The sequence below is a fragment of the Pseudomonas sp. GV071 genome, from assembly GCF_003050835.1.
GTDB lineage: Bacteria > Pseudomonadota > Gammaproteobacteria > Pseudomonadales > Pseudomonadaceae > Aquipseudomonas.
Genome location: NZ_QAOJ01000014.1, coordinates 14,229 through 33,816 on the forward strand (window position 1 = coordinate 14,229; position 19,588 = coordinate 33,816).

18 protein-coding genes are annotated in these 19,588 nt (G+C 62.4%); 8 read left to right on the forward strand and 10 right to left on the reverse strand.

The window, feature by feature from the left end; all coding sequences use genetic code 11:
- Positions 1 to 15 precede the first annotated feature (15 nt).
- The 4 genes from C8K61_RS22645 to C8K61_RS22660 all read left to right on the forward strand — a co-directional run bounded on the left by C8K61_RS22645 (position 16) and on the right by C8K61_RS22660 (position 5,274).
- Positions 16 to 786, forward strand: a complete 771-nt coding sequence (locus C8K61_RS22645; RefSeq protein ID WP_108098570.1) for a molecular chaperone — start codon at positions 16 to 18, stop codon at positions 784 to 786.
- Positions 787 to 858: 72 nt separating this feature from the next.
- The gene (locus C8K61_RS22650) at positions 859 to 3,471 is read left to right on the forward strand and encodes a fimbria/pilus outer membrane usher protein (protein ID WP_256589524.1); all 2,613 of its coding nucleotides are present in this window, start codon (positions 859 to 861) and stop codon (positions 3,469 to 3,471) included.
- 84 nt (positions 3,472 to 3,555) lie between these two features.
- Entirely contained in the window at positions 3,556 to 4,497 is a 942-nt protein-coding gene (locus tag C8K61_RS22655; protein WP_158272534.1) for a spore coat protein U domain-containing protein, read from the forward strand.
- Positions 4,498 to 4,680: 183 nt separating this feature from the next.
- Positions 4,681 to 5,274, forward strand: coding sequence for an HAD family hydrolase (locus tag C8K61_RS22660; protein ID WP_108098572.1), 594 nt, complete (start codon positions 4,681 to 4,683; stop codon positions 5,272 to 5,274).
- A 157-nt stretch (positions 5,275 to 5,431) separates the two neighbouring features.
- Here the strand turns inward: C8K61_RS22660 and ureC are convergent, their stop codons facing one another.
- From ureC to C8K61_RS22685, 5 genes are all read right to left on the reverse strand, one after another.
- Positions 5,432 to 7,132 (reverse strand): urease subunit alpha, encoded by a 1,701-nt coding sequence (gene ureC / locus C8K61_RS22665; protein ID WP_108098573.1) that lies wholly within the window; start codon positions 7,130 to 7,132, stop codon positions 5,432 to 5,434.
- 123 nt (positions 7,133 to 7,255) lie between these two features.
- Positions 7,256 to 7,561, reverse strand: coding sequence for an urease subunit beta (locus C8K61_RS22670; RefSeq protein WP_108098574.1), 306 nt, complete (start codon positions 7,559 to 7,561; stop codon positions 7,256 to 7,258).
- The gene (locus C8K61_RS22675) at positions 7,558 to 8,070 is read right to left on the reverse strand and encodes a GNAT family N-acetyltransferase (protein ID WP_108098575.1); all 513 of its coding nucleotides are present in this window, start codon (positions 8,068 to 8,070) and stop codon (positions 7,558 to 7,560) included. Before C8K61_RS22675 ends, C8K61_RS22670 begins: the two co-directional genes overlap by 4 nt.
- Before the next feature lie 18 nt (positions 8,071 to 8,088).
- Positions 8,089 to 8,391, reverse strand: coding sequence for an urease subunit gamma (ureA, locus tag C8K61_RS22680; protein ID WP_108098576.1), 303 nt, complete (start codon positions 8,389 to 8,391; stop codon positions 8,089 to 8,091).
- A 3-nt stretch (positions 8,392 to 8,394) separates the two neighbouring features.
- Positions 8,395 to 9,246 carry an urease accessory protein UreD gene (locus tag C8K61_RS22685; RefSeq protein WP_108098577.1) on the reverse strand — a complete coding sequence of 284 codons (852 nt, stop codon included), beginning with the start codon at positions 9,244 to 9,246 and terminating at the stop codon, positions 8,395 to 8,397.
- A 305-nt stretch (positions 9,247 to 9,551) separates the two neighbouring features.
- On the opposite strand from C8K61_RS22685, the gene C8K61_RS22690 reads away from it, so the two are divergent.
- From C8K61_RS22690 to C8K61_RS22700, 3 genes are all read left to right on the forward strand, one after another.
- Positions 9,552 to 10,262: a sulfite exporter TauE/SafE family protein gene (locus C8K61_RS22690; protein WP_108098578.1), complete on the forward strand. Its 711-nt coding sequence runs from the start codon at positions 9,552 to 9,554 to the stop codon at positions 10,260 to 10,262.
- 262 nt (positions 10,263 to 10,524) lie between these two features.
- On the forward strand, positions 10,525 to 11,883 hold the full coding sequence (locus C8K61_RS22695; RefSeq protein WP_108098579.1) for an 8-oxoguanine deaminase: 1,359 nt from the start codon (positions 10,525 to 10,527) through the stop codon (positions 11,881 to 11,883).
- Positions 11,884 to 11,995: 112 nt separating this feature from the next.
- Positions 11,996 to 13,507 carry a nucleobase:cation symporter-2 family protein gene (locus tag C8K61_RS22700; protein ID WP_108098580.1) on the forward strand — a complete coding sequence of 504 codons (1,512 nt, stop codon included), beginning with the start codon at positions 11,996 to 11,998 and terminating at the stop codon, positions 13,505 to 13,507.
- Positions 13,508 to 13,637: 130 nt separating this feature from the next.
- On the opposite strand, the gene C8K61_RS22705 is transcribed toward C8K61_RS22700, so the two are convergent.
- The 5 genes from C8K61_RS22705 to C8K61_RS22725 form a co-directional block, all read right to left on the reverse strand.
- Positions 13,638 to 14,399 carry an SDR family NAD(P)-dependent oxidoreductase gene (locus C8K61_RS22705; protein ID WP_108098581.1) on the reverse strand — a complete coding sequence of 254 codons (762 nt, stop codon included), beginning with the start codon at positions 14,397 to 14,399 and terminating at the stop codon, positions 13,638 to 13,640.
- Between the two features lie 35 nt (positions 14,400 to 14,434).
- A complete protein-coding gene (locus tag C8K61_RS22710) occupies positions 14,435 to 15,223 on the reverse strand; it encodes an amino acid ABC transporter ATP-binding protein (RefSeq protein WP_108098582.1) in 789 nt (262 codons plus the stop codon).
- Positions 15,216 to 15,878 carry an amino acid ABC transporter permease gene (locus tag C8K61_RS22715; protein WP_108098583.1) on the reverse strand — a complete coding sequence of 221 codons (663 nt, stop codon included), beginning with the start codon at positions 15,876 to 15,878 and terminating at the stop codon, positions 15,216 to 15,218. Before C8K61_RS22715 ends, C8K61_RS22710 begins: the two co-directional genes overlap by 8 nt.
- An 11-nt stretch (positions 15,879 to 15,889) precedes the next feature.
- Positions 15,890 to 16,531: an amino acid ABC transporter permease gene (locus C8K61_RS22720; protein WP_108098584.1), complete on the reverse strand. Its 642-nt coding sequence runs from the start codon at positions 16,529 to 16,531 to the stop codon at positions 15,890 to 15,892.
- 237 nt (positions 16,532 to 16,768) lie between these two features.
- Positions 16,769 to 17,656, reverse strand: a complete 888-nt coding sequence (locus C8K61_RS22725; RefSeq protein WP_108098585.1) for a transporter substrate-binding domain-containing protein — start codon at positions 17,654 to 17,656, stop codon at positions 16,769 to 16,771.
- Positions 17,657 to 17,844: 188 nt separating this feature from the next.
- Between C8K61_RS22725 and C8K61_RS22730 the strand changes: the two genes are divergently transcribed.
- On the forward strand, positions 17,845 to 19,341 hold the full coding sequence (locus C8K61_RS22730) for a PLP-dependent aminotransferase family protein (RefSeq protein WP_108098586.1): 1,497 nt from the start codon (positions 17,845 to 17,847) through the stop codon (positions 19,339 to 19,341).
- Positions 19,342 to 19,588: the final 247 nt, after the last annotated feature.

The window sequence follows — 19,588 nt, forward strand, 5'->3', positions numbered from 1 at the left end:
GACAAGGAGCCACCCATGCCTGAATGGAATCGTTGCCGGATTCTGCCCACCCTGGCCCTGCTGCTGATGCTCCAGTGCGGGCTCGCTCAGGCCGCCAGCTCGGTGCTGATCTGGCCGATCAACCCGCAGATCGAGAGTGGCCAGAAAGCAGCGGCGTTGTGGTTGGAGAACCGCGGGCAGGCGTCCATCAGTTTGCAGATTCGGGTGCTGGCTTGGGGGCAGGCCAATTATGGCGATCAGCTCAATGCCCAGCGCACGGTGGTGGCCAGCCCGCCGGCGGTGACCATCGAGCCGGGCAAGCGGCAGATGATTCGCCTGATGAAAATGCAGCCGGTGCCGGCTGCTACCGAGCAGACCTTCCGCGTGCTGGTGGATGAACTGTTGCCCCCCGACGCTAAAACGGACGCGGCCCTGGGGGTGAAATTCCAGATGCGTTACTCCGTGCCGCTGTTTGTTTTTGGCGATGGCGCCGGCTTGGCCAGCGCGGCCGCCAAGCCCACCCCGGGCATCCAACTGCTGCAACCGGACCTGCGCTTCCAGGTACAAAACGAGGGCGGCAAGCGCTACCTGTTGCTCAACAACCAAGGGCCGGCGCATGCCCGCCTGGCCAGTGTGGCGGTGAAGCAGGGCGCGCAGAAAACCGTGATTGCCGAAGGTTTGCTCGGTTACGTGTTACCCGGAGCGCGAATGCGCTGGGAGTTGCCCGGCTCGGTGGCGGGTGACTCATTTGCCCTGGAGGCGCGAATAAATGAGCTGGCTGATATTCAGCCCATTTCTTCGCACTGACAGCCGGAGAGTCGAGTGCGCTGCGTCAGGGAAGAGCAAGCGCCATCGCGATGCAGGCGATGCGCCGGCCTCGTGCACCCGGCGTTCGTGCTGCTGGCGTTACTTCTGCTGGGGGCCGGGCCGCCCCTGCTGGCTGCCGACCAGGTGAAGCCTATGTCCGGTCCGTTGCGTGATGCGCTGTTGGCCGCCGCGTCGACCGATACGGCGGCGCCGACTGGCGAAATACCTGCCGTCGCTGCGCCGGCCGATTCGCAGCCAGCGAGTGCGATGCCCTGGCCACTGCGCGATGCCATGGCGGCGGCGCCACTGCCGGCCTCGGCGCCGACATTGCCGGGCGTCGCGGTGCCGCCGGATTCGCTGCCGGGGGCGCGGATGCGACCTGCCGCTACAGCGCCGGCTGAGCCCATCGCTACCCCGTCAGAAGGCGTGCAGGCAAGTGCGACGGCGGCCGAATACACCCTGTTTCTGGAGTTGGTGGTGAATGAATTGCCCAGTGATCGCGTAGCCCAGGTGACCGTGCGCGGCGAGCGCTACTTCGTCAGTAGCGAAGACCTGCTCGCCGTCGGTGTGCACCTGCCCGAAGGCGCCAGCGGCGAGCTGGCGCTGGATACCATCACCGGCTTGCAGTTCAGCTACGACCAGGAGTTGCAGCGCCTGAAGCTGGTACTGCCCAGTGATTGGCTACCCAATCAGGAAGTCGGCACCCGCTCGGTGTACGCCGAAGTGCCAGCGCAAAGTTCGTTCGGCTTACTGTTCAATTACGACGCCTATTACAACGACACCGAAGACAGCAGCCACTACCTCAGCAGCTTCCTCGAACAGCGGGTATTCGGCAGTGCCGGGGTGCTGGGCAACACCGGCGTGTACCGCCACAGCTTCAACGACCTGGGCGCCGACCAGGATGGCTACATGCGTTACGACACCTACTGGCGCTACAACAACCAGGAAACCATGACCCGCTACATGGCCGGTGACCTGATCACCGGTGCGCTGACTTGGAACAGCGCCGTGCGCCTGGGCGGTGTGCAGGTGTCGCGCAACTTCGCCCTGCGCCCGGACCTGATCACCTACCCGCTGCCGCGTTTTACCGGCGAAGCGGCGGTGCCGACGTCGGTGGACCTGTTTATCAACAACGCCAAGGTCAGCAGCGACCAGCTCAACCCCGGCCCTTATACCGTCAGCAACGTGCCCTATATCAGTGGCGCCGGGAATGCCACAGTGGTCACCACCGATGCCCTCGGCCGCCAGGTGGCCACCGATGTGCCGTTCTACGTGACCAACTCCCTGCTGCAAAAAGACCTCTACGACTATTCGCTGTCGGTGGGCAAGATCCGTGAAGACTACGGGCAGGAGAACTTCTCCTACGGCACCGAGGTTTCCAGCGGCACCTTCCGTTATGGCCTGAGCGATTATTTCACCGCGGAAACCCACGCCGAAGTCGGCGAGGAACTGCGCCTGGGTGGCGTCGGTGCGACCATTGGCCTGGGCAATGTCGGCACCCTCAGCACCTCGGTCGCGCAAAGCCAGTACGACGGCAAACAGGGGCAGCAGACCAATATCGGTTACAGCTACTACTCCACCGCCTTCGGTTTTGGCGCCCAGCATGTGCAGCGCAACGAAGAGTTTGTCGACATCAGCATGCTCAGTGCGCTGGATGCTGGCCGGGATGAGCTGAGCCTGGCGAAGACCAGCGATCAGGTGACCTTCTCCTTCAGCCCTCCGGGCAATGTCGGCAACGTCGGCATCGGTTATTTCTCCAGTGAAACCATGGACGGCCAGCGCACCCGCTTGGTCAACCTGTCGTGGTCGCGCAGCCTGTGGGGCAACAGCAGCATGTACGTGGCCATGAACCGCGACCTGGATGGCGAAGGTTATTCGGCGGTGATGCAATTGATCATTCCCTTCGACGTGCGCTCCACCTTCAGCGCCAGCGTCGAGCGCGACACCCAGGGCAAATTTCGCGAGCGGGTCAACTTCGGCCGCACACCGCCCACCAGTGGCGGGGTGGGCTACAACCTCGGTTACGCCACCGGCGACAGCACCTACGAACAGGCCGACCTGACCTGGCGCACGCCCTATGCCCAGATGCAAGGCGGGGTATACCGCGACGATGGCCGCCTGACCCAGTGGGGCGATGTCACCGGTTCGCTGATCGCCATGGACGGCGACATCTTCCCCGGCAACCGCGTCGACGATGCCTTTGTGCTGATCAGCACCAACGGCGTCAGCGATGTACCGGTGAGTTTCGAGCATCAACTGATGGGTAACACCAACAAGAATGGCCACCTGCTGGTGCCTTCGGTGCCGTCGTATTACGGCGGCCAGTACGAGATCGATCCGCTCGGCCTGCCGGCCAACATGCGTGTACCGCAAGTGGAAAACAAAATCGCCGTGCACCAGGGCAGCGGCGCCTTGCTCAATTTCGACCTGAAACAGGTGGTGGCCGCCAGCATCGTGCTGATCGATTCGCGCGGCGAAGTGATTCCCCGTGGCAGTGAAGTGACTGTGGTCGGCACCGGCCTGCGCGCCTTCGTTGGCTGGGACGGGCTGGTGTATTTCGAAGGCTTGCAGGCACAGAACCAACTGCACGTGACAACGCCCGATGGCCAGCAATGCGGGGCGGCGTTTGCCTTGCCTAAAACCGATGACGAAGTAAGCCTGGTGGGTCCGTTGACCTGCCGCTGAACCCTGAGCAAGGAGTGCTGCATGCACGCAACACAGCAAGGAATGGGCAGGCTATGGAGGCGAGCGCGGCAGTGCTTACTATGTGTGCTGCTGGTGGGCGGCAGCAGCCTGGCCCAGGCCGCCTGCGTGACCTCAGGTACCAACGTCAGCCTGGGCACCATCAGCTCGCTGGCGCTGCAAACCTCCACGGTGGGTAACTACGGTGCCGCCGGCATCAGTTGCACCGGCGGGCTGGCCTTGCTGTCGGGCTCCTATGTCCGCCTGATGCTCGACACGGCCAGCCTGAACCTGACCAATGGCGGCTACTCGATTCCCTACACCGTCAGTACCACCCAGGGCGGCGCGCCCCTGCAAAACGGTGTGACCGGCACCGCCACCGGACTCACCGTGTTGTCGCTGGGCGGCGGCAGCAATGGTATCGCCCTGTATTTCACCGTGCCGCTAGGCCCGAATGTGCAAGCCGGCACCTATACCGGAACCGTCAGCTTTCGCTGGTATTACGCCATCTGCGATGCCGGCGTGCTCGGGGCCTGCGCCTGGAGCCGCTCGCCAGGGTTGGTGCAAGGGTGCGTAACGGTGGTGTTGGAGCTCTGCGGTGACCCGACCAACTGGGGCACGGGGGTACTGACCAGCGCCACCCTGACCCTGGTGGTGACCAAGTCCTGCCTGATCAACACCGCCAGCCTGGATGTCGACTTCGGCAGCAAAGCGCTGGTCAACCAGTTCAGCAAATTCACCCAGACCGTTAACGTCACCTGCACCAACAACGAAGGCTTCAGCGTCAGTTTCGACAGCGGCGGCAACTACTCAGCGCCCTGGCGCCAGATGGCCAGCGGTGTCAATCGCATGCGCTACAACATCTACCAACCCAACACCACGGTGGTGTGGAGCACCACGCAGCCGATGGCGTTCCTCGGCACAGGGCTGGGGCAGAACTTCACCTTTGATGCAACGATCGACCCGACGCAGAACAACGTGCCGTCGGGGGCCTATCAGGACAACGTGATCATGACGTTGACCTATTAAGGTTCTGCGTTTGCAGGAATCGCGGCTAAAGCCCCTCCCACAAGAGCGCTTGCCCCTGTGTGTGAATCGAGGGCCCCCTCTACCACATGGAAATGCAGTCCCTTGTGGGAGGGGCTTCAGCCGCGATGTTTTTGACGTCTCGCCCGTATACTCCAGGGCTTTCTATGTCGCTGGAGTTAACCGATGAGCCTGGCCCCGATCCGTCACTGGGTGTTCGACATGGACGGCACCCTGACCATCGCCGTGCATGACTTTGCCGCCATTCGCCGGCACCTGGAAATTCCTGCCGAAGACGACATCCTCCACCACCTCGCCGCACTGCCGGCCGACGTGGCCGCCGCCAAACATGCCTGGCTGATGGAGCACGAGCGCGAATTGGCCCTGAATGCGCAGCCGGCGCCAGGCGCTATCGAGCTGGTGCGTGAGCTGCACGAACGTGGGCATCAGCTCGGCATCCTCACCCGCAACGCCCACTCGCTGGCGCTCCTGACTCTGGAGGCCATCGGCCTGGGTGATTGTTTTGCCACGGTGGATATTCTCGGCCGCGACGAAGCACCGCCCAAACCCCATCCGGGTGGTTTGCTGCATCTGGCTGAGCAATGGCAGGTGGCGCCGAGCGAGATGGTGATGGTCGGCGACTACCGCTTCGACCTCGACAGCGGGCGCGCGGCGGGCACCCATACGGTGCTGGTGAATGTGCCGGAGAATCTGTGGCCGGAGTTGGCCGATTGGTATGCCGAGGATTGCGAGGCGTTGTTGCGGTTGAGCCGAGAGTAACGGGGTAACCGGCCTAACACTGCCATCCCACCATACCTCGTCATCCCAGCGAAGGCTGGGACCCAGAATGTTGGATGGGACTCGGTCTCGCGTTCCACTTCAAGAGTCTGGATCCCAGCCTGCGCTGGGATGACGGTGGGAGGGCTAGCGGCCTGGTTCAGAACAAAAAATACCGCTGCGCCATCGGCAACACTTCCGCCGGTTCACACCACAGCAATTGCCCATCGGCTTTCACCTGATAGGTCTGCGGGTCTACATCAATCTGCGGGGTGTAGTCGTTGTGGATCAGGTCGCTTTTCTGCACGGTGCGGCAACCCTTCACCACACCAATCAGCTTCTTCAAGCCCAACTGCTCGGGCACGCCGAGGTCCATCGCCGCCTGGCTGATGAAGGTCAGGCTGGTGGCGTGCAGCATGCCGCCGTAGCTGCCGAACATCGGGCGGTAGTGCACCGGCTGTGGCGTCGGGATCGAGGCGTTGGCATCGCCCATCAGGCTGGCGGCAATCGCCCCGCCCTTGAGGATCAGGGTCGGTTTGACTCCGAAAAACGCCGGGCGCCAGAGCACCAGGTCGGCGAACTTGCCTACTTCGATCGAGCCCACTTCATGGCTGATACCGTGGGTGATCGCCGGGTTGATGGTGTACTTGGCGATGTAGCGTTTAACCCGGAAGTTGTCGTTGCCAGCACCATCGCCGGGCAGCGCACCGCGTTGTTTTTTCATCTTGTCGGCAGTCTGCCAGCAGCGGGTGATCACTTCGCCAACGCGGCCCATGGCCTGGCTGTCGGAACTGATCATCGAGAACGCGCCCAGATCATGCAGGATGTCTTCGGCTGCAATGGTCTCGCGGCGGATGCGGCTTTCGGCGAAGGCCACGTCTTCGGCAATGCTCGGGTCCAGGTGGTGGCAGACCATCAACATGTCCAGGTGTTCATCGATGGTGTTGCGGGTGAACGGCCGGGTCGGGTTGGTTGAGCTGGGCAGCACGTTGGGCAGGCTGCAGGCCTTGATGATGTCCGGCGCGTGACCGCCACCGGCACCTTCGGTGTGGTAGGTGTGAATGGTGCGGCCCTTGAACGCGCCGAGGGTGGTTTCGACGAAACCCGACTCGTTAAGGGTGTCGGTGTGAATCGCCACCTGCACGTCGTACTGGTCGGCCACGCTCAGGCAGTTGTCGATGGCAGCCGGGGTGGTGCCCCAGTCTTCATGCAACTTCAAGCCGATGGCGCCGGCTTTCACTTGTTCGATCAAAGGCTCCGGCAGGCTGACGTTGCCCTTGCCGGTAAAACCGATGTTCATCGGGAAGGCGTCGGCGGCCTGGAGCATGCGCGCCATATGCCAGGGCCCTGGCGTCACGGTGGTGGCGTAGGTGCCGGTGGCCGGTCCGGTGCCGCCACCAATCATGGTGGTGGTGCCGCTCATCAAGGCTTCTTCGATCTGCTGTGGGCAGATGAAATGGATGTGGGTGTCAATGCCGCCTGCGGTGAGGATCATGCCTTCACCGGCGATCACTTCGGTGGCACCGCCGATAGCAATGGTCACCTCCGGTTGGATGTCCGGGTTACCGGCTTTGCCGATGGCCGCGATGCGTCCGCCCTTGAGGCCGACGTCGGCTTTTACGATGCCCCAGTGGTCGATGATCAGCGCGTTGGTGATCACCGTGTCGACCACATCGGCCGCGCACAGTTGGCTCTGGCCCATGCCATCGCGAATCACCTTGCCGCCGCCGAATTTCACTTCATCGCCGTAGACGGTGAAGTCTTTCTCCACCTCGATCCACAGTTCGGTATCGGCCAGGCGCACCTTGTCGCCAACGGTGGGGCCGAACATGTCGGCGTAGGCTTGTCTGCTGATTTTCATAATCGGTTTCCCAGAAGTGCTTCTGTGTAAACGTCAGCCCTCTCCCCCAGCCCCTCTCCCGCGCGCGGGAGAGGGGAGTCTGCTCCCTCTGCCCGCTTGCGGGAGAGGGCTGGGGAGAGGGTTTTAAAGATCGCCCATCACCCGCCCGGCAAAGCCGAACACCCGGCGCCCGCCCGCCAACTCCACCAGCTCTACATCCCGCGACTGCCCGGGCTCGAAGCGCACCGCCGTGCCGGCCGGAATATTCAGGCGCATGCCACGGGCCACTGCACGGTCGAAGGTGAGGGCGTCATTGGTTTCGAAAAAGTGGAAATGCGAGCCCACCTGAATCGGCCGGTCGCCGCTGTTGGCAACGTTCACCGTGGCGGTGCGCCGGCCGACGTTGAGTTCGATCTCGCCAGGCTGAATCTGGTATTCACCGGGAATCATGGCGCGCTCCTTTCAGGGGTCAGGATCAGTTGCATAAAAGTCAGGTCCAGCCAACGGCCGAACTTGCGGCCCACTTGGGGCATCTGCCCGGTGGTGATAAAACCCAGGCGCTCGTGCAGGCGAATCGAGGCGGCGTTGCCGCTTTCGATAGCCGCCACCATCACGTGTTTGCCGCCCGCTTTGCAGCGCGCCATCAGCGCCTGCATCAGCAGCGGGCCGACGCCCTTGCCGCGTTGATCGCTGCGCACATACACCGAGTGTTCGACGGTGTTGCAGAAGCCATCGAACGGGCGCCAGTCGCCATAGGAGGCGTAACCCACCACTGCATCGGCTTCATCCACGGCCACCAGAATCGGGTAACCCTGCTGCGCGCGGGCAGCAAACCAGGCCTCACGGTTGGCCAGGTCGACCACGCCGTCCATCCAGATGGCGGTGGTGTTGAGGACCGCGTCATTGAAGATGTCGCGGATGGCGGGCAGGTCGGCCGAGACGGCGTCGCGAATAATCATGGGCTCTCTTCTTTTTTCTCAGGCGATGGGCTGGTGCACGGTGACCAGTTTGGTGCCGTCGGGGAACGTCGCTTCAATCTGAATGTCCGGAATCATCTCCGGGATGCCGTCCATCACCTGGTCACGGGTGAGCAGGGTGGTGCCGAAATGCATCAGCTCGGCCACGGTGCGACCGTCGCGCGCGCCTTCGAGCAAGGCCGCAGAAATATAGGCCATGGCCTCCGGATAATTGAGCTTCACCCCGCGCGCCAGACGGCGCTCGGCCACCAGGCCGGCGGTGAAGATCAGCAGCTTGTCTTTCTCGCGTGGGCTCAGGTCCATCGGTCAGGTACTCCAGATTCGCGGCGGTACGGCGGCGCGGCCCAACAGGGCCGGACGCAGCAAGCGCCAGAGGTCGATCAGCCAGGCCCGCGCGTGCAGTGCTTCGACGGCGAGGCAGCGTGCCACCACCAGGCCCGGCAATTGGCTGAGGTCGCCGCGCACCCGGGCATGGGGCCCGGCACAGAGTTCGCGGCAGTGTTCGAGTAAGTCGGGGTCGAGATCGCCGGTGATCAACAGGGTGGCGAACACCGGGTTGCCGTCCAGGCCGATGGGCGAGTCGAGCAGGCCATCGCCACCGACCACCCGTTGGCGTTCATGCCAGAGCAACTGGCCGTCGCGGCGGATATTCAGGTGGGCCTGAAAGTGGCCTTTGTCGAAACGTTCACCGGCCGCCGGACGGCCGAGGGCGACCATGTCCCAGTACAGCAAACGGGCGTCGCCCTGCAGCTCGATGCAGGTGGTGAGTTCGGCCTGGGCGGCGGAGTAGACGATGGTTTCCTGCGGCAGCCATTCGAGGGTGGCGCCAGGGGCGACCTGGATATCCAGCTGCTGATACGCCGGCCCGGCCGCGCGGTACCATTTGGCGGCGCCGGGGCTGGTGAGCTGCGCCCAGGCCTGTTGTTGCACCTGCACGCTGATGTTCAAACGGTCGCCACCGGCAATGCCGCCCGGCGGGTGAACGATGATGTGCTGACACACCTCGGGGCCTTCGGCGTACAGGTGCTTTTGCACCCGCAGCGGGCCCTGATGGCGGCGCATCACCGGTCGCGTGCTGTCGCCCTGGCGGGCATAGGCCAGCTCCAGCTCGGCGTACCAGCTGGGAGTGAACAGGGCAGGGGGGACAGGTGCGTTCATCAAGTTCTTAGTGAATTCGGGTTGTCGCAGGCTAGAGCAATAGCCGTGCCTTTTGCGCCGAAGTAGTGCGATGAAAGGCTGAAGGTGGCTGGTGTGGGGAATTTGTTGGCGTATTGATCAGGATTTTGGCTCGGCGCTGGAGCTTTTTACCTGCTCCTTATTGGTGCGCATATTGTCTGTTGATCCTAAATGGTGCGCGCTGCAATCGAGGCTGAAGCCTGGCTCAACCGCCCCGCTTAACTGGCTCTCTCGCCGCGCTCTGTCCCCACCCTAGAGTCAGCCCTCCACCACCAGGGGCTCCTGACATGCTGTTGATTCTGGCCTTTGCCGCCGGCCTGCTGCGCGGTTACAGCGGCTTTGGTTTTTCCATGGTGCTGGCCTTGGGTTTGCTCACTGTCAGCCCGCCGGCCGTGGCCATTCCGGTGGTATTGCTGCTGGATCTGGTCTGTAGCGTCAGCCTTTGGCCAGGGGCGCGGAAAACCTTCGATGCCGGTATTGGCCTGCGTCTGCTCGCCGGCATGCTGCTGGCGGTGCCGGTCGGCGCGCTGGCCCTGGCGCGTTTGCCGGAACAGTGGATGGCGCCGGTGATAGCGCTGTTGTGCCTGTTGGGTGGGCTGCTGGTGCTGTTCCGTCAGCCGGTAGCGGGCCGGCCGGTGGCGACGGGGTGGGCAATACCGGCGGGTTTTGTCTCCGGTTTGGTGACCGCCATGGCCTCCGCCGGAGGACCGCCCGTCGTCGTTTATCTGCTGCGCAGTGGGCTGTCTGCCGTCAGCGTGCGCGGCACCGCGATCGTGTTTTTTGCCGTCAGCGATGTGCTGGCCCTGGCCAGTTTGTGCTGGTTGCAGGTGCTGAGCCTGGAACACCTGCACCTGGCCGCCAGCCTGCTGGTGCCGGCGCTGCTGGGCAATGTGGCGGGGCAGGTGTTGTTCCGCCGCAAACCGATGTCGTTGCACCTGCTGATTGGCGGTGTGCTGGTGCTGCTCTCGGCCGCCACGTTGGCCAAGACGCTGATGTAGGTGTCGCCTGCGCTACATATTTTTTGTATACAAAAGTTAGTGTTCCTGGTTACATTATTTCCGCGCCTACGACACCGGTAATCGCCGGTGTGTATTGCGTTGGTCTCAAGCCATGCAACATGCCTTGCTGCTCGAACCCCTGAGCGTCTTCTGCGAACGTCGCTCCACGTCAAACAGGCTCACCAGAGCCCGCGTCCAAGCGACCCACCCTTCGTAATTTCCACCATTCGCTGAAACCAGACTCCTAGGGGGAGCACCACCCATGCCCAAGACTTTATTGGTCAAAAACGCAGAACTGTTAGTAACGATGGATGGCGAGCGCCGCGAGATTCGTCGCGGTGGTCTGTACATCGAAGACAACGTGATCAAGCAGGTCGGTCCCAGCGACACCCTGCCGCAAACCGCCGACGTGGTGCTGGACATGACCGGCAAGGTGGTCATTCCCGGCCTGGTCAACACCCACCACCACATGTACCAGAGCCTCACCCGCGTGGTGCCGGCGGCCCAGGACGGTGAGCTGTTCAACTGGCTGGAAAACCTCTACCCGATCTGGGCGCGGCTGACCCCGGAAATGATCTCGGTGTCGACCCAAACGGCAATGGCCGAGCTGATTCTCTCCGGCTGCACCACCTCCAGCGACCACCTGTATATCTACCCCAACGGCTGCAAACTCGACGACAGCATTCACGCTGCCGGCGAGATCGGCATGCGCTTCCACGCCGCGCGCGGCAGCATGAGCGTCGGCCGCAGCCAGGGCGGCCTGCCGCCGGATTCGGTGGTGGAAAAAGAGAGCGACATTCTCAAAGAATCCCAACGCCTGATCGAGGACTACCACGACGCCAGCCACGGCTCGATGTTGCGTGTGGTGGTGGCACCGTGCTCGCCGTTTTCAGTGAGCCGCGACCTGATGCGCGAAGCCGCCGTGCTGGCCCGCCAATACGGCGTATCGATGCACACCCACCTGGCCGAGAACGTCAACGACATCGCCTACAGCCGCGAAAAATTCGGCATGACGCCGGCCGAATACGCCGAAGACCTCGGCTGGGTCGGTCATGACGTTTGGCACGCCCACTGTGTGCAACTCGACCAGCACGGCATCGAACTGTTCGCCCGTACCGGCACCGGCGTTGCCCACTGCCCATGCTCGAACATGCGCCTGGCGTCCGGCATCGCGCCGATCCGCAAGATGCGCGACCACGGCGTGCCGGTCGGCCTGGGTGTCGACGGTTCGGCCTCCAACGACGGCGCCAGCATGATCGGCGAAGTCCGCCAGGCCCTGCTGTTGCAGCGGGTCGGTTTCGGCCCCGATGCGATGACCGCGCGCGAGGCCCTGGAGATCGCCACCCTGGGCGGCGCCAAGGTGCTCAACCGTAACGATATCGGTGCCCTGGCGCCCGGCATGATTGCCGACTTCGTGGCGTTCGACATGAGCCACGTCAGCTATGCCGGCGCCCACCACGACCCACTGGCGGCGCTGGTGTTCTGCACCCCGACGCAAGTTCATACCAGCGTGATCAACGGCCGCGTAATCGTCCAGGACGGGCGCATTACCACCGTCGATCTACCGCGGGTGCTGGAGCGTCACAACCAATTGGCCCGCCAACTGGTGACCGGCGAGTAACACCGCCAGCGGCTGCGCTCAGCCTTACGCGCAGCCGCTGGAAACCCCAGGCAACACAGAACTCATCGATTGCTGTTAGACGCATAAAAACGACAAAAGCGAGCTACCCAAAATGACTTCTTCTGCTTCTACTCGTCCCGAAGACGAGAACCTCGGTATTGGCGCCAACCTGGCCTACGGCCTGCAACACGTGTTGACCATGTACGGCGGCATCATTGCCGTGCCCCTGATCGTCGGTCAGGCGGCCGGTCTTTCACCAGCCGAAATCGGCCTGTTGATCGCCGCTTCGCTGTTCGCAGGCGGCCTGGCCACCTTGCTACAGACATTAGGTTTGCCGTTCTTCGGTTGTCGCTTGCCGCTGGTTCAGGGGGTGTCGTTCTCTGGCGTCGCCACCATGATCGCGATCCTTGGCAGTGACGGCTCGAACGGCCTGCCGGTGGTATTCGGCGCGGTGATTGCGGCGTCCATCATCGGCCTGCTGATCACCCCGGTGTTCTCGCGCATCATCAAATACTTCCCACCGCTGGTGAACGGCATCGTCATCACCACCATCGGCCTGACCCTGATGCCGGTCGCGGCACGCTGGGCCATGGGCGGCAACAGCCAGGCCCCGGACTTTGGCAGCGTGGCCAATATCGGCCTGGCGGCGCTCACCCTGGCCTTGGTGCTGCTGCTGAGCAAATTGGGTAGCGCGAGCATTTCGCGGCTGTCGATTCTGCTGTCGATCGTCATCGGCACCCTGATCGCCACCGCCACTGGCATGGCCGATTTCTCCCACGTGCTGGAGGGGTCGATCGTCGCACTGCCGGGTCTGCTGCATTTCGGCATGCCGCAATTTCAGCTCGCCGCCATTCTGTCGATGCTGATCGTGATCGTGGTGACCATGGTGGAAACCTCGGCCGACATCCTCGCCGTTGGCGAAATCATCGACACCAAGGTCGACTCCAAACGCCTGGGCAATGGTCTGCGTGCCGACATGATCTCCAGCGCCCTGGCGCCGCTGTTCGGCTCGTTCACCCAGAGCGCCTTTGCTCAGAACGTGGGGCTGGTCGCCGTAACCGGCGTGAAGAGCCGTTACGTGGTGGCCACCGGTGGTTTGATTCTGGTGACCCTCGGCCTGCTGCCGGTGATGGGCCGCCTGGTCGCCGCCGTACCCACCGCCGTGCTCGGTGGTGCGGGCCTGGTGCTGTTCGGCACCGTCGCCGCCAGTGGTATTCGCACCCTGGCGCAGGTGGACTACCGCAACAACATGAACCTGATCATCGTCGCCACCTCGATCGGTTTCGGCATGATCCCCATCGCTGCGCCGACCTTCTATCACCACTTCCCGAGCTGGTTCGAAACCATCTTCCACTCCGGCATCAGCTCGGCGGCGATCATGGCCATCCTGCTCAACCTGCTGTTCAACCACTTGCGTGCCGGCAACTCTGACCAGCAGTCGGTATTCGTCGCTGCCAGCGACCGTACCGTGCGCTACCGCGACATCGCCTGCCTCAACGACGGCGACTTTGTTCGCGACGGCAAACTGTTCGATTGTGAGGGGAAGGAAGTGCCGATTGTGGAAGCGGATGAGCACCATGAGCCGGGTGCCGTGCACAAGAAACGCACCGAGCAAGCGCATTAACCGCTAGGTCAAAAGCTCGCTGCTGACCGGAGCGCCGGACCGGCCGCTCCTACGGGATCGCACAATCCGTAGGAGCGGCTTCAGCCGCGATGCTCTTTAAAAGATGGCACCCGACGGGCAGCCACACCGATCACTTATCGCGGTCGACCGCGAATGAGGACCACGCCTGCCGACTCGGCATAATTTCCAGCCGGTTGATGTTGATATGGTCCGGCAGGTTCGCCACATAGAAAATCTGCTCAGCAATATCCTCAGCGCTCAATGGTGTAGTGGTGCCATACATGGCATCGGACGCCGCCTGGTTACCCTTGGTACGCACCAACGTAAATTCAGTTTCGGCCATCCCCGGCGCAATGTCGGTAACCCGCACACCGGTCGCAATCAAGTCGCAGCGCAAGTTGTAGCTGAACTGCTTAACGAAGGCCTTGCTCGCGCCATACACATGGCCGCCCGGGTAGGGCCACTCGCCGGCCACCGAACCGATGTTGACGATGCTCGCGCCCTTGCCGGTTTCCAGCAGTTTGGGCAGTACGGCGTGGGTGACGTTGACCAGGCCGGTGATGTTGGTGTCGATCATGGTGTGCCAGTCTTCCAGGGCCACCTTCTGCGCTGGCTCCGGTGCCAGGGCCAAGCCTGCGTTGTTGATCAGGCTGCGGATGTTGCGAAAGCCCTCGGGCAAGTCATCGACCATTTTCTGCACAGCGGCCGCATCACGAACGTCCAGCACCGCGATGTGCACCGGCACCTTGGCGGACAGTTCTTGCTGCAGCTCGATCAGGCGTTCTTCGCGGCGGCCGCTGAGTACCAGCGACCAGCCAGCCTCGGCGAAACGCCGTGCGGTGGCGCGGCCAAAACCCGATGTTGCCCCTGTGATAAATACCACCTTGCTCATGTTTACCTCGTCTTCACGGCGACTTGATGGAGCTGTCAGTGCGACAGCTCGAGAAATTTGCGCACCCGTTCGGTGTCCGGGTTGCTGAAGAATTTGTCCGGGGCTGACTTCTCGATGATCAGGCCCTTTTCCAGAAACACCACCTGGTCGGACACGGCGCGGGCGAATTCCATTTCGTGGGTCACCACGATCATGGTGTAGCCCTCGCTGGACAAATTTTTCATCACCTGCAGCACTTCACCGACCCGCTCGGGGTCCAGGGCTGAGGTGGGTTCGTCGAACAATATCACTTCCGGGCTCATGGCCAGGGCGCGGGCAATGGCCACGCGCTGCTTCTGCCCGCCCGACAGGGTAAAGGGATAGGCGTCTTTACGCTCGCTCATACCGACTTTTTCCAACAGCTGTTCGGCGATGGCACGAGCCTGGTCCTTGGCCATGCCCTTCACATAGATAGGCGCTTCCATCACGTTCTGAATCACGCTCAGGTGCGGCCACAGATTGAAGCCCTGGAACACCATGCCGGTCTTCGCGCGCAGGGTGGCCAGCTCCTTGTTGTTCATCTTGCGCCCGGCTTGTTCGTTCACGCCGATACGCTGGCCGGCGATATGAATGCTGCCGCGATCAGGCACTTCCAGCCAGTTGATGCAGCGCAGCATGGTCGATTTGCCCGAACCGGACGAACCCAGCACGCTGACCACTTCGCCCTTTTTAACCTCCAGGTCGATATCGCGCAGCACCTCGATATCGCCAAAACTCTTGGACATGCGCTTGATGCTGACGGCAGGTGCGGCATCGGTATTAGACGCAGCGGTTGAATCAGACATAGTCAAAACCTCGTTTGGCGCCGAAGCGGCCGGCCCATTTGAGTGCCAGTTCCAGGCAGATGCTGATCAGCCAGTAGAGGACGATCACCAGCACGAAGGCCTGGGTGGGAATGAAGTAGGTGGACTGTGCCGAGTTGGCGGCGGCGGTCAGTTCCTGCACGGTGATGATGGTCAGGAATGCGGTGTCCTTGAGGGCGATGATCAGCTGGTTGCCCAGCAGCGGCCGGGTCTTGATCACCAGCTGCGGCAGAATGATCCGCCAGAACAGCCAGCCGGGCGTAAAGCCATGGGCCTTGGCCGCCTCGACATATCCCGCGGGCATTACCAGGCGGCTGCCGCGCAGAATCTCGGCGAAGTAGGCGGCGTGGTAAATGATCAGGCTGATAAACCCGGCGGTCCAGGCATCCATGCGCAGGCCCAGTTGCGGCAGGCCGTAGTACAGCAGGTAGGCGAGGATCAGAAACGGCAGGGTGCGCATCAGGTTCATCACGATGCGGATGGCAGTGGAAAAGCGGTCGCCTTCCTCCAGCCGGTATACCGCCAGGCAACCGAGCACAAAGGCGCAGAGCGTCGACAGCACAAACAGCACCAGGGTGCCGATCAGGCCGTTGACGAAGGTCTCGCGGGCCTCCCATAAAATCGTCCATTCAGTCATGGCAGCCTCCCTTACATGGCCAGTCGGTTGGCTTTCTTTTCCGCCATCGCCTGCAGCTTGAGCAGCACGCTGATAATCAGCATGTACAAAAAGGCGGCGCACAGAATCGGCGGCAAAGGCTCGTAGGTCACGGCGGAAATCCGGTTGGTTACGCGGGTCAGGTCGACAATGCCGATCACCGCGATGGCCGGGCTGCCCTTGATCAGAAACGACATCTCGTTGACCAGGCCGGGCAGGCTGCTGGTGATCATCTGCGGCAGCATGATGCGGCGGAAAAACACTCCGCCAGTCATGCCGCAAGCCAGGGCCGCTTCACGCTGGTCGCGGGAAAAACTGATAAACGCCGCGCGCCAGATTTCCGCGTTGAAGGCCGCAGTGTTGAGGGTCATGGCGACGATGGCGGCGGTGTTGCGGTTCATGTTGATGCCAAACATCGGCGCCGACAGAAACAGAAACAGCACAAAGGTCACCAGTGGCGTGGCGCGGGCCAGGCTGATGTACAGCACCAGCAATTGATCAACGAAGGGGATCTTGGCCATGCGCAACAGCGCCACGCCAAGGCCCAATACCACGCCGATGGAGATGGCGATGCCGCAGAGCCACAAGGTGGTCCAGGCGCCTTCCAACAGCAACAACCAGGCTTGACCGTTCATGCCTCGGCTCCTTAGTTAAAAACAGGGTTGATGCGAGCCAGACCGTGAGGGGTTTGTAAGGCTTGGGGGAAACAGAAGCAAAGCGAGGGCCAGGTGTGAGAGGGGGAGGCTTTAGATACGAGACCCAACCAACCCACCGTCATCCCAGCGCAGGCTGGGATCCAGAATCTGTCCGGAGAACGGCGCTCGCCGGGCAACTCTGGGTCCCAGCCTGCGCTGGGACGACGGTGTAAGGGCTTACATCCCCGCCAATTTATGAAACTGCTCAACATTGGTGATCGGCTCTTTCGGCATATCCGCGAAAGCTTCACCGAACCACTTGGTTTGCAGCGCTGCCAGGCGGCCGTTGGCGCGCACTTTGTCCATAAAACCGGTGAGGAACTTCAGCAGCTCAGGGCTGCTCTTCGGCATCGGCCAGGCCGCGAAGCCAGGACCGGACACCGCGATGCCCTTGGCGAACGTGTCGCCACGGGTTTTGATCAGGTCATTCACCGAGATCAGCGCGTTGACCGCGTAATCCAGACGGCCGTTGGCCAGGTCCGCGTACACCTCCGGGTAGGATTGGTACTCGACCACCTTGCCCATCTCGCAGCCTTTTTCTTTCATCATCGCCTTCAGCTCCGGCAGGCGTGCCAGCAGGGCGCTACCGGCTTGTACGCCGACGGTCTTGCCGCACAGGCTGGCGATATCGCTGAGGCTCTTGTCGTCAGCGCGCTTCACGTAATAGTGCTGGGCGCTGGCAAACGGTGGGGTGAAGTTGAACACCCGCAGGCGCTCGTCGGTGACCAGCGCGCCGGTGAAGGCCACGTCGTATTGGCCGGAGGACACCGAGGCGAGCAGGCCGGTCCACGGCAGGATGTCCTGCTTCACCTCGATCTTCTGTTCTTTGGCGTAGGCCACCAGGTCTTCCAGCAGCTCCTTGTGGAAGCCGTCGGGTTTGCCGTCGACGATGAAGTTGAACGGCGCGTAGTCATCTTCGGTGGCCACGGTGAGCACACCTTTGCTCTTCACCTCGTCGAGGTCGGCGTGGGCGAAGGGGGCACTGAGTACCAGGGTGGCGAGGGTCAGCTTGCGCAACAGGCCAAGCGATTTGAGGGCCAGCGAACCGTTGTTCGTGTGCTTCATCTTTGCTGCTCCAGTTGTCATAAGAAGTGCGCCGTCGGCGGCTTTTCGAGTTGGCTGGCATCACCATAGAGAGCCGTGTAAGCGAGGGTGTAGGGACAGATTTGGCCATTCGACTGGCCAGTCTGTGGGGCCAAAACCATGGCGCGTTACTTGCAAAGTTCATCGGTCGGCAAGCGAGTGCAACCACCATGATCGATCACTTATTCCACCTGGATTTCGACCAGCAGCGGGGCCTTCAGGAGCAACTGCGCGAGTCGCTGGTATCGACCATTCTGGGTGGTGGTTTCCCGGCCGACGAGCCGTTGCCCTCCTGCCGCAAACTGTCCCAACAGCTGTCGATTTCCCGCAACACCGTGGCCCTGGTGTACGAAAGCCTGCTCGACAACGGTTACCTTGTCTCCCGCCCGCGCAGCGGTTACTACCTGCACCCCGACTACTGCGGCGCCGAGTTCGACGACAGCGTGCTGCGCATGACGCCGCAACGGCAACCCGAACACAGCGACGACAGCAGCAGCGAACGTGCACCGAATTGGGCTGCACGCTTCAAGATGCAGCCCAGCCTGAAGCATGGCGTACTGCGCCCGAGCAACTGGCCGGGCTTCACCTACCCCTTCGTTTATGGCCAGCCGATTCGCGACCTGTTTCCTCTGGAGCGCTGGCGCGAGGTGTCGCGCAACACCCTGCGCAGCGAACGCGACCAGGGCTGGCTGCGCGACCGCTTCGACCGCGACGACGAAATGCTGATCGAACAACTGCGCACCCGCGTGCTGCCCAAGCGCGGCATCTGGGCACGCGCCGATGAAATCCTGGTGACCCTTGGCTCGCAGAATGCGCTGTACCTGCTCGCCACCCTGCTGATGGGTAAAGGGGTGAAAGTGGCCGTCGAGAACCCAGGCTTTCGCGACGCCCTGAGCATCTTCGACCTGCAAGGCGCCCAGGTGCAGCTGCAAGACATCGACCGCGAAGGGCTGGTGGTCGACTCGCGCCTGAACGACTGCGAGTACCTCTACGTCACTCCCGGCCACCAGGTGCCCACCGGCATCGCCATGAGCCCGGAACGCCGCGGCCAGCTGCTGCGGCAGATCCGCGAGCACGATCAGGTATTGATCGAAGACGACTACGACGCCGAACTGAACCTCGACAACCACCCGCAACCGGCCCTCAAAGCCAGCGACAGCCATGGCCGGGTGATCTACCTGAGCAGCCTGTCGAAAGCCTTCTCGCCGGGGTTGCGGATTGGCTACATGGTGGCCGATGCCGAACTGATCGATGAGCTGCGTGCATTGCGGCGTTTGATGTACCGGCATCCACCGCTGAACAACCAGCGGATGCTCGCCGAGTTCCTCGCCCAGGGGCATTACGACGCGCACCTGCGCCGCTTCCGTGAAGAACATGCGCGGCGACGGGAGACCTTGAGTACCGCGCTGCGTGAAGACTTGCCGGGGTGTGAGCATGTGGGCAGCCCCGGGGCGAGTGCGTTCTGGTTGGCGGCACCGGAGGGGATGGATACGCAGAAATTGGCGTGGGCGGCGGCGCAGCAGAGTGTGCTGATTGAATCCGGAGCGCAGTTTTTCTTTGGCCAGCATGTGCCGGTGAATTTTATGCGGTTGGGGTTTCATGCGATTGATGCTGAGCGCATCAGGCCTGGGATTAGGGTGTTGGCTGAGGTGTTGGGGCGGATGTAGGGCGGGGTCTTCTGAGTTTGCTTTTGTACGGTGTTGTTCTTCATTTGCGCGTGCGCTGGGCGTTTTGTTTCGCGCCTTACGCGCGAGTTTCTTTTTTCAGTCGCCAAAAAAGAAACCAAAAACGCTTGCCCCAGCATACGGCCCTTCGCTGCGCTGCGGGTTCCCTCGCTTCGGCACTCCTCCGGGGGCACGTCACGACGGGCCGTCCCTGGCCCATCGTTCCTTTCGCGGCATCCTTGCCGCTCAA